General features: G+C 58.2%; 11 protein-coding genes and 1 pseudogene. 6 read left to right on the plus strand and 6 right to left on the minus strand.

Going from position 1 to position 14935, the window contains the following annotated elements; genetic code table 11:
- Positions 1 to 1435 precede the first annotated feature (1435 nt).
- The 4 genes from BLV41_RS21845 to BLV41_RS20330 form a co-directional block, all read right to left on the minus strand.
- Entirely contained in the window at positions 1436 to 1846 is a 411-nt protein-coding gene (locus BLV41_RS21845; RefSeq protein ID WP_139244523.1) for a hypothetical protein, read from the minus strand.
- 97 nt (positions 1847 to 1943) lie between these two features.
- Positions 1944 to 2552 carry a hypothetical protein gene (locus tag BLV41_RS20315; protein WP_244517053.1) on the minus strand — a complete coding sequence of 203 codons (609 nt, stop codon included), beginning with the start codon at positions 2550 to 2552 and terminating at the stop codon, positions 1944 to 1946.
- Between the two features lie 1178 nt (positions 2553 to 3730).
- On the minus strand, positions 3731 to 3913 hold the full coding sequence (locus BLV41_RS20325; RefSeq protein ID WP_074713612.1) for a hypothetical protein: 183 nt from the start codon (positions 3911 to 3913) through the stop codon (positions 3731 to 3733).
- Positions 3910 to 4722: a tryptophan-rich sensory protein gene (locus BLV41_RS20330; RefSeq protein WP_074713613.1), complete on the minus strand. Its 813-nt coding sequence runs from the start codon at positions 4720 to 4722 to the stop codon at positions 3910 to 3912. Before BLV41_RS20330 ends, BLV41_RS20325 begins: the two co-directional genes overlap by 4 nt.
- A 614-nt stretch (positions 4723 to 5336) precedes the next feature.
- Between BLV41_RS20330 and BLV41_RS22690 the strand changes: the two genes are divergently transcribed.
- The 3 genes from BLV41_RS22690 (at position 5337) to BLV41_RS20345 (ending at position 9463) form a co-directional block, all read left to right on the plus strand.
- Complete coding sequence (locus tag BLV41_RS22690; protein ID WP_074713614.1) at positions 5337 to 7082, plus strand: RHS repeat domain-containing protein; 1746 nt, start codon at positions 5337 to 5339, stop codon at positions 7080 to 7082.
- The gene (locus BLV41_RS22695; RefSeq protein WP_074713616.1) at positions 7079 to 8383 is read left to right on the plus strand and encodes an RHS repeat-associated core domain-containing protein; all 1305 of its coding nucleotides are present in this window, start codon (positions 7079 to 7081) and stop codon (positions 8381 to 8383) included. Before BLV41_RS22690 ends, BLV41_RS22695 begins: the two co-directional genes overlap by 4 nt.
- A 756-nt stretch (positions 8384 to 9139) precedes the next feature.
- Positions 9140 to 9463 (plus strand): SOS response-associated peptidase, encoded by a 324-nt coding sequence (locus BLV41_RS20345; RefSeq protein ID WP_074713618.1) that lies wholly within the window; start codon positions 9140 to 9142, stop codon positions 9461 to 9463.
- A gap of 504 nt (positions 9464 to 9967) precedes the next feature.
- On the opposite strand, the gene BLV41_RS20350 is transcribed toward BLV41_RS20345, so the two are convergent.
- A complete protein-coding gene (locus tag BLV41_RS20350) occupies positions 9968 to 10291 on the minus strand; it encodes a copper resistance protein CopC (protein ID WP_074713619.1) in 324 nt (107 codons plus the stop codon).
- 470 nt (positions 10292 to 10761) lie between these two features.
- On the opposite strand from BLV41_RS20350, the gene BLV41_RS20360 reads away from it, so the two are divergent.
- The 3 genes and pseudogenes from BLV41_RS20360 to BLV41_RS23115 form a co-directional block, all read left to right on the plus strand.
- Complete coding sequence (locus tag BLV41_RS20360; protein WP_083361052.1) at positions 10762 to 12870, plus strand: HelD family protein; 2109 nt, start codon at positions 10762 to 10764, stop codon at positions 12868 to 12870.
- 314 nt (positions 12871 to 13184) lie between these two features.
- Positions 13185 to 13718 carry a hypothetical protein gene (locus BLV41_RS20365; protein ID WP_074713622.1) on the plus strand — a complete coding sequence of 178 codons (534 nt, stop codon included), beginning with the start codon at positions 13185 to 13187 and terminating at the stop codon, positions 13716 to 13718.
- A 281-nt stretch (positions 13719 to 13999) separates the two neighbouring features.
- Positions 14000 to 14086 (plus strand): annotated as a pseudogene (locus BLV41_RS23115) (hypothetical protein); the annotation flags it as partial.
- Positions 14087 to 14312: 226 nt separating this feature from the next.
- Here BLV41_RS23115 and BLV41_RS20375 read toward each other — a convergent pair.
- Positions 14313 to 14888 carry a hypothetical protein gene (locus tag BLV41_RS20375; RefSeq protein ID WP_074713624.1) on the minus strand — a complete coding sequence of 192 codons (576 nt, stop codon included), beginning with the start codon at positions 14886 to 14888 and terminating at the stop codon, positions 14313 to 14315.
- Between the last annotated feature and the right edge of the window lie 47 nt (positions 14889 to 14935).

Genomic DNA, 14935 nt, shown 5'->3' on the forward strand with positions numbered 1-14935 from the left:
TGTCCGCGCCGCCGGAGTGTCCCAGTTCCAAGGAACCGGGACACCCCCCAGTGAGACACTGCCGGCTGTGAAAACACTGTCATTTTCAGTACTCCTCTGCACACGCTCCCACGGAATTCAGGGGCTGTGCAGACGACTTTCGACATAGAAATTCCAGAAGTGCACTACGCGGTACGGCGTTCTGATGAACAGTCCTCTGCGCAAACCGTAATTCTTCAGAACTGGGGGCTTCGGAGGATCGGTAGGAAATTCGTGCTAATGGGTTATGTCGGAGTGTCTGCGCGTTTGATGGCCCGTTACACGGTGGAATGGGCTGCCGCGCCATCAAACGCGCTGGCCACAACCAGGCAACCTCGATGCAGGGTTCTCTGACCGACTGACACCACAGCAGAGCAGAGACACACACAACAAGCTGCACAACATCCCGAGCCACCGCAAAAGGCGACGAAACTCAGTCCGTCCGAAGGCGATTTGACGGGATTTCAGAGAGTGGTTATATTTTTTCTCGTAAGAAAAAGAGAACGGAAGTTCCCCCGCTCAAAGTAGTTGTATTTGCTTGTTGAGGGGAAGCACCGTTGCAGTGAACGTGGCCGTCAAGCAGTAGGAGACGGACTCACGCAACACCAGCAGTACGTGGTTGTCGACAGCTTGAGACGACCACGGCAGGACCCGGAAGGCGTGGTCGTCGGAAGAGCTTGAGACGACCGCCGCAGCACCAGTAGTACCGGACCGTCAAGCAGTAGGAGACGGACACGGCAGGACCCGGAAGGCATGGTCGTCGGACAGCTTGAGACGACCACAGCAACACGAGTAATGGCAGTACCCGTAGTACCTGGCCGTCAAGCAGTAGGAGACGGATACAGCAACACCAGTAACAACAGCAGTACCAGCAGTAAGCGGTCTTCGACAGCTTGAGACGACCACAGCAACATCAGCAACACCAGCAGTAGGTGATCGTCGACAGCTTGAGACGGTCACAGCAACGCACCTTATGGGGCGGGTAAGGAAAGTGCTTTCATATGCACTCCTTGCCCGCCCCGCACCATTTTTAGCTATGGGTTGCGCCTCTATTCGGTCGGTATTCTAAACAGGGGTGAGTAGGAACTGAATCCCCAATTATGGGCGTTGCCCACGCTGCTACCTGGCGCTTGAACAGGTCCAGAGGAACCCCAATTTATCCGGCCATAAGAAGTGTTGTGCGACAGGGTGGCGGTTCCGACTATATCGGCGTCAATGAGGGCGGATTCAAGCCCCCTGAAACTCTTACCTGGCCGATGGCCACTCTGCATAAAACTTATTATGCCTAGGTCCCTTCTTAGGCGTCGATGTTTTGTTGGTATTTAGCGTGGGCGGGCCACAAGGCGGGCCCCAAACAAACGGGGAAAGCGGTACCCAATCAAACTGCCATAATCACCGCAGCGAGGACGTGGCCTGTTCACCGTGGCGAAGGGGTGCTAGGTGGGACCGGGCCGGGCCAGTCGCCGTACCGGGTCGTGAGGTCGGCTACTTTTAGTAGGAGTGAGGAGCTGGCGTATTCCGAAGAGCTGATGCCAAGGCGGTTAAGGGCTGCTGAGGTTGTTGCTTGTGTGTGGCCAGTGCCGGTGACGCCTAGCGTGACAAATTTTTGTGGCGAATGCTCGTCCTGGGACCAGACTTGCGCTAAGAGATGGTCCAGAAATGCGGATTCATCTCCGGTGAAGGCAGCGGTGAGTTCCACGTTCACGGAAAGGAACGGTGTTGTCCCGTTGTACGCCCGGCCTATGCGCGCCGTAACGCCGGGTATTTCGGCGAGGTCAGCCTCGGCTGCTGCAGTACTGCGGTGAGGTGCGCTACGATCGCCAGCCAAAGAACACCCAGAGAGTAGAGCAGTGCAGATCAGAATGAGCGCGACGGCCGTTCTTGTGGATGCTCTCCGGGCGACAACTCTCTGCGGGAGTGGTTTTCTATTGAGGGTCGAGGTCGTCATGTTCGGCTATCACAATGTCTTCGCGGTTGGTGACATCTGAAGGTTCTGGAGCTGGCACGAACAGGGCAGTAGGCACGGTGGCGTCGGAGCATTTTTGGCTTGAGACCCCTGCGGTCCCGACGACTCGTATCGTTCCTCCGGGTAAGCGTTCGAGTCTGTACTCGCGTTCATAGGCCTTGAATTCGGCAGGTACTTCTCCGGTTTCCGACGCCCAGTTACCTACCGTGCAACCTCTCACTGCGGCCAGATTCGGGTCTCCCCAAAAGCTGGTTTCTACAGAAAGGGGTAAGAACGGTGTAGGCCCGGGAAGAATGTCGGGGCGGCGCTTTTGTTTGACGTCCTCGATGGCCGGTCGCGCGGCACGGCTACGCACGTCCCTTCCCGCTGTTTGGACCAGCTCGGGCAGGGTGAAGTCGTTGATGTTACGGGCCACGGCCTCAGCCTCAAGGTATTTTCGTGTTGCCTGCACCCAAGGATCGGATTCAAATTTCCCCGTCGGCGCAGGGCCCTGCCACTCAACGGCCGGGTAGGGCGGTGCCGGCCGCTTCTCCACCCGGCATCCGGCAAGGCCACCTACTGTAACCACAGCGAGCACCAACACCGCGGTCGCTCGTAGAAAACGCTGACGTCGTCGTGGCAGGACTGTGACGCGCATAGGTTTCCCCCAAGAAAGGTTTTTGCAGTTTCGAGCAGCTTTAACACTATCTGCCACGGGCACGGGCACGGGCCACGATGGGCACGACAACCCATCCGGTTTCCCTCAAACTCCCAGTAGCACTCATGCCACTGAGGAAGGCCGCCACGGCGGGATGGTGACGTGTCGGAGGAATTCAACGGAATTCCTCCGACGGCTCGGAGCAAGTATCCCTGCACTGTCTGACTGTCCAGGCAGTCCTGGGTTGTAGTACCCATCGTGGTGTGGGTTGATCTGGTTCTAGGATGAGGCGTACCGGAGTTGAACTGGTTTCTTAGGGGGATCATTCGTGAGCATCACTATGCGTCCATCTAGTCGACGGCGTTCCATGACAGCTGCAGCCGCAGCGTTCCTTCTAGCTGGGGGCGTTACGGGTTGCTGGGTCGAGAAAAGCCCTGCACCGCCTTACCCTGCTGTTGAGTGGCAAGATGGCGTGCCGGTAAGTCCGTTGGAAGAAAACCCGTGGGTCCAGGCTGTCCGCCAGTCCTTGGAAGCCCAAGCTGTCGCTCAGAACACCCGAGATTTCAAGTTGCCGGAATTGGAACAGACAACAGGGGTTCATCTGCGTAGCCGACTGGCGAGCCACACGACTCGATACATGCAACAAAACAAGCGGTCAATGATCTTGCCTGGCCCAGTCCCTTTCGCCCCCATAGCCGTGACCAAGGACGACCAGAACGGTGAGAACAGAATGGTGGTGCATGGTTGCGAGGCCCTTGAGTGGTCCTCTGAGGAGGGGGCAGTACCAGCAGACCCGAAAGCGACACGAGTGGATCTCTTCATGGAGCAACTCGATAGCGGTCAGATGAGAATCACGGCCCGCACGAGCCTGCCAGTAGATCCGGGCTGCGAGAACATCATTTTGCCTATCGCCCTATTCAACCCCGCTCCCCCACCCTCGAATACTTCAGGAAACTCATCCATCGTCCAACCGGGCCCGTCAGAAAGCGACCCAAAATAGCAAGCACCAGCAGAGAACACCTTAGTAAAAACACTCCAAAGGAGCAGTCATTAGCAGCGACGGTCTGGCCCGTGACTCACATCACTGACAGACGGGTCTGCCCCCGGTTTCATTGACTCTCTGACCTGTCCCATTCGCCCACGAGAACGCGGACCTTCTTACTCCAAGGGACATCGCGCAACGCATCTCGCCGCCGGGTCAGGAACCTCACATCATGGTCTTGGTCCAGCAAGAGCGGGACAAGCCGACCATCGATATACCCGCTTGCTCCGGTCACGGCGATGATGCTCACGCGGTATTCTCCGCTCCGCGGTTGAACCTGACCCGCCGCTGCAGGGCGGCCAGAACGGCGTAAACAACCAGCAGGCCGGCGGCGCAAAAAGCCGCAATTGCCACTGGGGCCGATTCCAGACCACCGTCGCTGCGGCCCACGCCGATCCATGCGATACCCCACGCCATAGCCAAGGCGGCAGATATGCGGCCACCGGAGAAGTGGACCGTGCCGGCACCTATAAGTGCCGCAACCACCAGCAGAAGTATCGCAAGCGGGATTGTCCATGCTGCCCCCTCGCCCAAGCCAAACGAGGATAGCCAGGCAGCGATGTTTGCCACCGTCGCAACACTGACCCACCCCAAGTACGGGCCAAAAGCCACGGCGGTAATCCACCGCTCCACCGCAGATTCCGCTACTGGGATCAGTAGCAGAAAGATCCTGACCAGCACGGCCAGGAGAAGTAAAATCACAAGGACACTGAGACCAAGCCATCCGAGCTGAACAGTGCCAATCCAAAGCGCGTTAAGGACGGCAGAAGCGGCCGCCCACGGACGCATCTTTCGCTGGGCCCGACTTTCACCAGCTTTCGCACTCACCTGCCATGCAGCGTAGACCAACAAAGCTGTGTAGATGAAGCTCCAGATGGAAAAGGCTCCGGTTCCCGGCGCCAGCAACGTTGAGTCCGCGCCGAGGCGACCACCTGCAGCCTCGGCAATGGGCGTCCCACCCAGCACCCCGCTGCCATAGAATGCCCCCAAAGTTGCCAGCAGTACTGCAACGGCACACAGTATTCGGACAGTTACTGAAGCAGAGTACGTTGTTCGCATTGCCACTCCCCTTCCCATTTTGGGACTTCACTTTTCAGAACAATGTCCATTCGACAAGTGTGAGTCATGTAACCCGTAATGGATCTAGATCGGCAAGCAATCAATCTATCGAGCTGAAATGACAGGCTATACCTTGACCAATGTGAACGACGGGACCCCAGCCTCCATCCTTTACTTCCCGCATAGGGTCCCACTACCAAGGAAGTGGAACACCCCTGAGCGAGACTCCGGACCTCATATTCGTTAGCCAGTAGGGTATTTCTGGACGAAGATTCGCGACCACCTTTTCATGAGCTTGTCTCCTCATTTTCGCTGTATCTATTGTCTTCCTAGCGAGGTGGGGCGCATACTCAGCTTGTGCTCGCTGGGGGCGCTAACGTGCTCACTGGCGAGCACACCATTATTGGGGGTACAGCGTGAGTGCTGTTCGGTCTCTTTTCTCTGCTCTTGTCCTTTCCTCCGTGGTTCTCACGGGGTTGAGTGTGCCCGCACAGGCGACCACAGCACCGGCGACAACCCACCCACCTGGTGCACTCAAAACGACTAAACCCGTACAAAAACAGGTACCTGCTCCTGCGGCAATCCGGGCGTTGCCGTTCCGGGGCTTTGCACCGATGGTGTTGCCACCGGCAACGGGGCCGGACGGGATCAAGTCCGGAAACCGGGGCGCGGCGGCGATGGTCACCCGACATCTGACCGATATGACCGCCATCTCGTTCAACCCCACGAACGGCAATGTCGTCCTGACAGGGCAGCTCCTGCACGTCAAGGGAGCCGGGCATGACCTGGGGATTGGGTGGAGGTACAACTCGCTCAATGACACCCGTCCCACCCTATCTGTCGGTGGGGCCGAGGGCTCGATCACCGTCGGTACGGATAATTCGGTAATTTTCACGGCCCCGGATGGGGGTACCTACACATTCGTATCCACCGGTGCCGGTGCCTGGTCCATGCCGCCTGGGCTGAACGCGTCTATTACGAACTTCACCACCACGGCCGTGACCATAAGGTTCAATGACACCGGCTACAGCAATCAGTACCAGAAAGTTGGTTCCGTCTTCCGGCTGGTGTCCGAGGACGATCAGAACGCTACGACACCGAATAAGATCACCTACACCTATAACGGTGCCGGACTGCTGACCACGATCAATGACAGCATCGGCGGCAGGCCCGTCACCTTCACCTATGCGGATCCGAACAATGCCGAGCAGCCCTCAGCCATCCACGATGACGCCCTGTCCAGGACCATCTCACTGGAATACGACGGGCCCAGCGGGGCGATGTCAAAGATCACCGACGCCACCGGAGCAGAAATGTCCTTCGGCTACGGCTCCCCCAGCAACCGCATCACGACCATCACCGATGACGCCGGCACTGTCACGACCCTGGCCTATAACGGAACGTCCAAGAAACTCACCCAAGCCACCTACGCCACGGGCAAGCCGGTGCAAAGTGTCTACTCCTACAGCTACCCCTCTGGGACACTCACCACGGGCACTGACCCGAACGCCGCCGTCACCAGCTACGAATACAACGCCTCCAACCAGGTCACGAAGGTCACCGACCCGCTCGGTCACACCGGTCAGGGTACCTTCGACGGCCACGACAACCGGCTGACGTCCCTTAACGGGCTTGGCAACACCACCACCTACGCGTACAACGCGAACAACTCCCTGACCAAGATCACCAACCCCGCCGGCGGGACCGCGGGGGCGGAGACCACCTTCAGCTACCCCTCGACAACGGGGAATCCGCTCTCGAACTACCAACCCACTGCTTCTGTCAGTAGTGAGAATCAGAGCACCGGGTACAGCTACGACGCGAACACCAATAACAAATACCAGACCACCACCCCCGGCACCGGCGGAGGCGCCGGAGGAACACCGAAGCTGAACTACCAAGGCGATGCGGCCGGAACCACCTGTGGGGCGAAGAAGGGCCAGGTGTGCAAGTCCACCGATGGCAATGGCAACATCACCTCTTACAGTTATGGGGCGCTGGGCATGCCGACCACGATCACCGCTCCTGCCCCGCTCGGGGCCGTCACCAACGTCTATGACGACGCGTCCCGGCTCATCACCTCCACCGACGGCAAAGGGCAGATCACCCATTACGACTACGACGACAACGACCGGCTCGTGCAAATCGATAAAGGCATCAACTGCGCCACCCACTGCGTGTCCTATCTCTACGACACCCGAGGGAACCTCACCAGCCGCGAAGACGACACCGGCTTCAGCACTTACGGTTACGACGCGCAAAACAGGCCCACCACGAAAACCATTGGTGGAGTCACGACCACCGTCAGCTACGACGGCGCCTCGAACGTGCTCTCCTTCATTGACCCGACCGGGACGTGAACTACGGCTACGACGCGGCGAACCGGGGCATCACCCTGGCCGAGCCCGGCGGATCATGCCCGGCAACACCGGCTTTTCCGAACAGCACCAAGTGCACCGGCTTTGACTACGACAACGCCGACCGCCGCACCGTGACGAAATACCCTAACGGGGTCAAAAACACCACCGTCTACGACGGGCCCGGCAGAACCGCCTCGATCACCGCCACCAACACCAGCTCCACCATCCTGACCAAGCGTTCGTACACGTACACGGTGAACGGGACCAAGGACGGGGCCCTGCGTAAAACTATGACCACCGACACCGGGGCCGTCACCACCTACTCCTATGACCCGGTGAACCGGCTGACCTCCGCGATCACCGGGGCCAGCACCGAAACCTGGGCGTATGACAAAAACGGCAACCGCACACTGGACACCAAAACCGGCACCGCGAACGTGTACTCCGCCTTCAACGCCGCCGACCAGCTCTGCTGGGCCGGACCCAGCGCAGCCGCCTGCACCGCACCACCCACCGGGGCAGTCCCTTATAGTTACGACGCGAACGGGAACACCACCCTGGCAGGGGCAACGACCCAGACCTATAACGTCTTTGATCAATTCACCTCCAACACCAACGGGGCAACCACCACCGCGTACAGCTACACCGGGCCGCGTAACGATGAACGCCTCACCGCCGGCGGCACCGCGTTCCTCAACGGCTCCCTAGGCCTCACCCGCCAAGCAACGGCAGGGGTAACTACTTCCTTTATCCGTGACCCCGGCGGTACTCTCATCAGTATGCGCACCAGCACCGGAGCGAGTTTCTACTACACCACCGACGCCCTCGGCTCGATCACACTGCTCACAGACTCCGCCCAGGCCGCAGCAGCCACCTACAGCTGCGACTCCTGGGGCGTGACCACCAGCAGCGGAACCCAATCAGCAGTGAATCCCTGGACCTACGCCGGCGGGTACAACGACACCGCCAGTAGCCGTATCAAGTTCGGTGCACGCTACTACAACCCCTTCCGCGGCCGCTTCACCCAGGTCGATCCCAGTGGACAAGAAAACAACCGCTACCTCTACGCTGGGTCCAATCCGGTCAACAATACCGACCCGCTGGGACTCGATGTCTGCTATTCCTTCAACAAAGACACACCTGCTTGCGGCTGGTACGGACCGCCTGCAACCCAAGTCTTACTCAGCTGCAAACTCGGTGTAACCGGTATGGGGATTTCCTTGTTCCTTACAGGAGGAGCCGCCAGTTTGGGGTTTCTTGGTAATGGTTTCATAACATTTCTCTCATGTTTCGGCCTATGATGAAAGACAGTCATTAATACACCTACGAAAGACAAGGAGGTGAAATTTGATAAAGCTACGTTTTCCATCTGTAATTGAAACAATTACTTGTTCGATTGCCGGGCTTGGTGCCTGCTTCTTGCCCGGGTCGACGCCTCTATCATTCGCAGTAAAAATTGTATTGATTGTATTGCTTTTCGGTTACGCCATCGCCAATCTGGTTGCGTTTATCATAATAGACCGTAGGGCGCCAAATGGGCAGGAAGGTCCTACCCCACCGACATTGGCGAGCGGACAAGACGGTACGAATAGCACTGAAAAGCCCATCCAGTGAACTATGTCATAACAGCGTCGTAATTGTTGTTTTTCGCTCACTTTCAAGGTTGAATGACCGGAGGCGTGCAAATTATTGGTTGTTCATAATGCAATTTTTGGAATACGGAAACCCCTAAAATTACCATCATTCTTGTCACCCTCGTGATGATTGCAAGCTTTTTCGCCACCTTTGATCGTTATCCACAAATATTGCTTCCATTCTTTCTTGCATTCGCCTTGATTCTTACACTCATTAATAACGCAAGAATCAAAAAAGGGCGCCCAGAAAGAAAACACAAATATTATGGACTCTCGATGATGTCAAGGGCCGTTCGTGTTTCGTGGTGAAATCTGGTTTTGTGTCGTTGAACGACCCCTTCTTTTGGTCGGCGTCCGGGCTAAGTTCGCACTCTGGTCCTAGTTCGCCTTCCGGATTTTTGGGTTCCGGTACAGAATGGGGTCATGTGTGGACGATACGTAATTGCGCGGGCAGTAGGCGACCTGGTGAGCATGTTTGATGTGATGGCAGCAGGTGACAACCTGCCGGAGCCGGCATGGAACATCAAGCCCACGAACCGGGTTCCGGTGGTGTTGGAGTCTGCCAAGGGTGAGGATGAGCCAGTACGTCGGCTGGAGGCTGGCCGGTGGTCACTCACTCCGTCATACTCCAAGGAGCTCAAAACGAAGTTCGCCACCTTCAACGCCCGCTCCGAGACGGCCGCAGAAAAGGCAACGTTCCGCGGGTCGGTCAAGAGCAAGCGCGCGATCCTGCCGGCTTATCTGTAGCTGGCAGCGCAAAAAGTGGCGAAGGTGCAGGTCCATCACTTGAAGTTCCGTCGTTATGTGATGACTCTTGGGGAGGACTCCTCAGGCCAAAAGTCCTCCTGCTTGGCGCCCCAGAGGCCTCAAATCAAGGACGCTTCAACCCAGTCGTAACAGAGACAAGTAGGGCCGTAGAGATAAGTCTCTACGGCCCTACTTGGTGTCGGCAACCCCGAAGTATGGGGTGCCTGGAATTCGTCGTCCCTCTGGTTAGTCGGTGTGGCCTGCTGTTGCTTTCTTGCCTCGTCCCAGAGGGTAGGCGCCAAGAACGATGCCAGCTAGGATGACGACACCGCCAGCAAACAGCCACAGGATCGTCATGTCGTTTCCTTCGTCAGTGACGGCGACTGTTGCTTGATCTGTCGACTCGGCTGCCGGTGTTGTCGTTGAGGCGGCTGCGCCGGGTTCTGCGTAGGTGAAGGTGAATTTTCCGTCGATGGGGTGTCCGTCGGCGGAGACGGTGCGCCATTACACGGTGTGCTCGCCCGGGTGGTCGATGTCTGCAGCGATGCTGAGTGTGGGGCCGTCAGCGGTGACTTCTCCGGTGCTGATGACGTGCCCGTCTGGGGCGGTGACCTTGATCAGGCTGGTGTCGGGCAGTTCGGTGTTCGGTGCCTTGGTCAAGGTGATGGACACCTTGCCGGGGTTGGTGGTCACGGTGTCCCCGTTACTGGGGCTCGATGGTGCCAAGGCATCATGTGCCTGGGCCGGCTCTGCTGCCAGGAGTGAGGCGAGGGCCAGGGCTGTGGCGAGTGCACCAATTTTTTGGGCATGACGGAAGGAGAGCTTCATGAGGGGTGTCCTTTCAGGACAAACTGCGCACGGGGGCAGCGAAAAATTGTGTGAGGTCGTGGCTTCTTCTACGGGGCATCAGACTCTCAGGTCCCAGGCCCTACAGGTCAGCCGGCAGTGGCGGTCCCCGGGGTGCGAGCAGATCCAAACCGACAAAGGGCACCGGGGCCGTGGCGCGACGACTCAGGGGTCGCTTGTGAAAAAGTAAAATATCCAACGCTAAGGTTTTGGAGAGCGATGTATCTGCCGTTGCTAGCCGCAGGTGTGGTCTGAATGCAAATGGTCACCAGTTCGCCAAGTTGTGAATGGCGGCGAATTATGCCGTTTTTCTAGCCGATTTGAATCTCGGTGCGCTTGTAGTTCCGTTTGATTCAGAGTTGCGGGAAGGCCAAATTTTTCCCGACTAGTCAAAGTTGTTTTTGCCTAATCTGCGCCGCATAGTTGACCCCGGATAAGGGAGAACGATGCGCATGGACGTGGATACTGGCAAAGCTAGGCAGATCGAAGAAGAACAGTGTTCGATCGATGAGATGTACCAGCATCTTGACACAGACCTGAGCGGGAGACTCTCCGACCAGGCGCGGGCGATGGCTACGCCCGTTGAAGGACCGGAAAACCACTATGGCAGGGACCTTGAAGTCTCACGGTTGGCCGAGAACATTCGCCAGCTTCGTTCAGCAGAGAGGTCCTTGTGCTTCGGACGCATCGATGACGCCGAGCAGAGACAATCGTTGCATGTTGGCCGAATCGGGCTGCGCACGGACGCGGGGGAGCTGTTGCTCGTGGACTGGCGGGCTGAGGCCGCCCGGCCGTTCTACTCGGCCACAATGGCCTCGCCATTGGGCTTGCGCCGACGACGCCACCTGCGCTTAGGTGATCGCACGGTCCTCGATGTCAGTGATGAGATCCTTGACGGAACAGCACCGACCTCCGAGGACATCGTCGGCGATGGCCCTCTCGTCTCGGCGCTGAGGGGCGCACGGACGGGGCGGATGCGCGAGGCCGCGGCGACTCTCCAGACGGAACAGGACGAAATCGTCAGGTCACCGCATCGAGGAATCATGGTGGTCGATGGCGGACCAGGAACGGGCAAGACGATTGTCGCCCTGCATCGCGCGGCGTACGTGCTGTACGCGTTCCCGCCGATCGCCGATCGAGGGGTCCTCGTGTTCGGCCCGAACAGACGGTTCCTCACCTACATCTCCGACGTACTGCCCTCGCTCGGTGAGAATGATGTTCAGCTGGCGACGCTGCCCGATCTTATCGGCGTGGAGGCAACGAATACCGAGCCAGACCAACCCGCACGCCTCAAAGGCTGTGCGCAGTTCGCGGACGGGCTCGCACGCTGGGTACAGGCCCGTCAGCCCCACGGCGTACCGCTCGAATTGCAGACCGCGCACGGGACGGTTGTCCTGGATTCCGACCGAGTTGACGCCGCGCGACGCAGCGCACTGCAGGGAGGCCTCGGACACAACTCCGCACGGGAACTGTTCACCGAACACGTCGTTGATGAGCTGGTGAACGAACTGGAACAGCAGACCTCAACAGAACTCTCAGACTTCGAAGCAGAGATCAAAGAGTTCCTGGGCATCGACCTCGATCGCATGTTCGCCGGGGATCGCAGGCCGGTTAGTTCCGACGGCTCTGACGTGCCCGGGGATGGTCTGGACATCGATTGGGATCTGATCCGTGAAGAACTTCTCGACGATTCAGGTATCGACCGGATTGTGACCCGAGTCTGGCCACGGCTTCGCGCAGAGGAAGCCGTCCGGGGTCTTCTCAGGGATCGTGCTGCACTCGCCCACACACTTCCAGACGTCTCAGAGCAGGATCTGACACTCATGGTTGGTTCCGGCCAGACGGGGTGGAGTAACGCCGATCTTGCACTGCTCGATGAAGCACGCGCACTCGTCGACGGCCTTCCCGAGACCATTTACGGGCACATCGTTATCGACGAAGCCCAGCAGCTGTCCGAGATGCAATGGCGTATGCTGATGCGCCGCTGCCCGCAACGCTCAATGACCATTGTGGGAGACCTCGCCCAAGCCGGTCCCACGACGACCATCCGTACCTGGGGTCAGGCACTGGAACCTTTCGTTGACGAACGGTTCGCGCATCACACTCTAACCGTTAACTACCGCACCACCGCGGAGATCCTGCAGGCGACAAAGCCCTTACTCGCCCGCATTGCTCCCGAACAACGACTCTCCCGCTCCATTCGACGCGGCGAACAACCCGCCCTCATCACGGTAGCTGAAGAAGACACCGCTTCCGTGCTCAACGAGCTGATCACACACACCCAGGCGACACATCCCGGAGAACTAATCGGCGTCATCGCCACCGCACAACGCTCCGCCACACTGGATGCTGAAATCAGCGAGACCGAAGCCACAATCATCGCCGCACCCGACGCTCGTGGCCTGGAATTCGACACCGTAATCATCATCGACCCGGACGGGATCCAATCGGCAAACGAAGCAGGTCTCCGCGACCTCTACGTCGCACAAACCCGAGCAACTAAACGCCTCCTCACTCTTGAGCTCACGACTAACAACACCGAGGATGAGACTCGAAAGTGAGGGTCTGGGGCATACCGGCGTCTGAGGACGAACCGTACGGGAATTCACGCTAAGGGGATATGAGAGTAGCAATCTGTTTTGAGCCCACTTTGGGTTTATCGCATCTCGAACAGGACCCAGCTCTAGCTGTGGATCTAGGGCGTGTCTCTCATATGCAGGGTGATTGTGCGGTGAAACTGGATGTATGTCGTCTTCCCTGCGTTCTCGCCGGTTGACGGATGCACAGTGAACGAGGAGACTCAGGAAGAGGCGCAGACTGATGCGCGCGACGGTGCCTACTAGGCATCAAGATGATAGAGCGGTGGAAATGCCTGATGACGACACTGGTTTACCTCGCCATGGCGGGAACGGCGGACGAGTTTCTCGCGGCGTATGAAGGAAGCGGTGCCGCTCCGACGTCTCTGCTGCTCGACGCGCTCTCGCACTCTGATGCTGCGAGTCGTGTCGTGAAGGCTATTCGCCTGCTCGACGATGGTGCCGATGCGACTGTCGTTAGCAATGGCAACAACGCGATCAACGTGCTCCTGGGACAGCGGGACCACGAGGTCGAAGGCGAAGCTGCGGTACTTCAGCGACTCATTGACGGTGGTGCAGACATCAACCACCCGGATCGAAGGGGTGCGGTGCCACTGCTGCAGATCTTGCGCATGGCGACATTGAATGATGCGGAAATGGTGCCGTACTACGACGTCATTTTCGCGCGTCCCGGCCTGGATCTTGACCGACCCGAAATGCCCAAGAATACGTCCGAGAAAACCGTCCGGGAGCGGATCTTCGCAAGTGGTGGCTTTCGACGAGTCATCATGCGCGAGCGTGTACTTGCCTATGAAGCTCAGCACGGCAGCTAAACGGAAAATCCGCGGGACCTCGCCAAAGGTTGTCGAGTAGCCTCTGGCCGAATAGCCAGCTTCTCCAACGGAATTGTGGGGACTGCCTCTAGAAGCGATCGGGCCTAGATTGAGGAGAAAACGTTGCCCGGGGATTCCTGCCAGTAACGCCGTCCAGAATCACTGGCATGGACTGAACCTCTTAGCGTGAATTTCCGTAGGGACCATCCTGGGGGCACGCAGACGCTAAAAAGCAGGCGTGGTGGGGGCGGGAGTACTGTGAGCAAAGAACCACCACGACTCCATTTGACATGGTGCTGCTCAGCAAGATGAGCCGATACCACCCACCTTGGAGGCTCTCCATCGTGTCAGTGGGCCCCGCTTGGTAGAACTCGGCCGTTCACCGCTGGCACCGGGTCGTTCGTCTTTAAGATCTGGATCCAAAAATCCAAGAACTAGGGTCTGTCGTCAGCCTGACGCCGCCGACGAAGAAGGTCAGGGGACAAATCTGGAAACGATGATGAAAACGCCTCGTTGTCAGGCAACACGACAACCCATGGTCATCCACTGCGACGCGCAACAACTAGTGATGTTTAGGTAGCAGCCTCTGAACCATCAGTCGGAGGCTGCGCGGAACTTCTTGTGCGAGGCCCGGAGCCAGCGGATGCGTTGGGGAGCAGATTCGCTCGTCAACGCATCGGCAAGTCGATCGATAAAGTGCTCGTCGGCACGTGCGGCCAGCGCCGCCAGGGCCCACGCCTCGAAAAGGGGTCGTTCGAAGGACGCCTTATCCGACCTATCAGTGAAACTCTTCGTAGCACGAGCATCGTCCAGAACATCTAGGGCCACGGAGTGTAGGAGGTCGCCCGCTGGCACCTTGTAGGTGCCCTTAATCATGTTGGGGACGTTGGAAAAGTTCGAGATTCTATGAAAGTAGGCCAGTGCGTCTCTCAATGAATCACTGCCACTGAGTTCGTCCACGTGAAGCAGAAATTTACTCGCTAGATCGACGTTCCCTACTAGGACAACGCGGAGCGCCATGAGGTCGATCTCGGTGGAATCCGTGTTAGCCGTTCCGGAGTAATACATGCCACCCGACTGCTCCCGGAGTTCGCGGAGGACCTCGGGGTCCATCGCGGCTTCGAACTCGCGCACGAGTGCGTATTTGTCGCCTTCTTTGCCATGTGCCATGTCTGAATCCTCGCTGTCATCGTTGCTTGAATGCTAGCCGCCGCAGT

Origin of the sequence: Arthrobacter alpinus, assembly GCF_900105965.1 — a bacterium.
Classification (GTDB): domain Bacteria; phylum Actinomycetota; class Actinomycetes; order Actinomycetales; family Micrococcaceae; genus Specibacter; species Specibacter alpinus.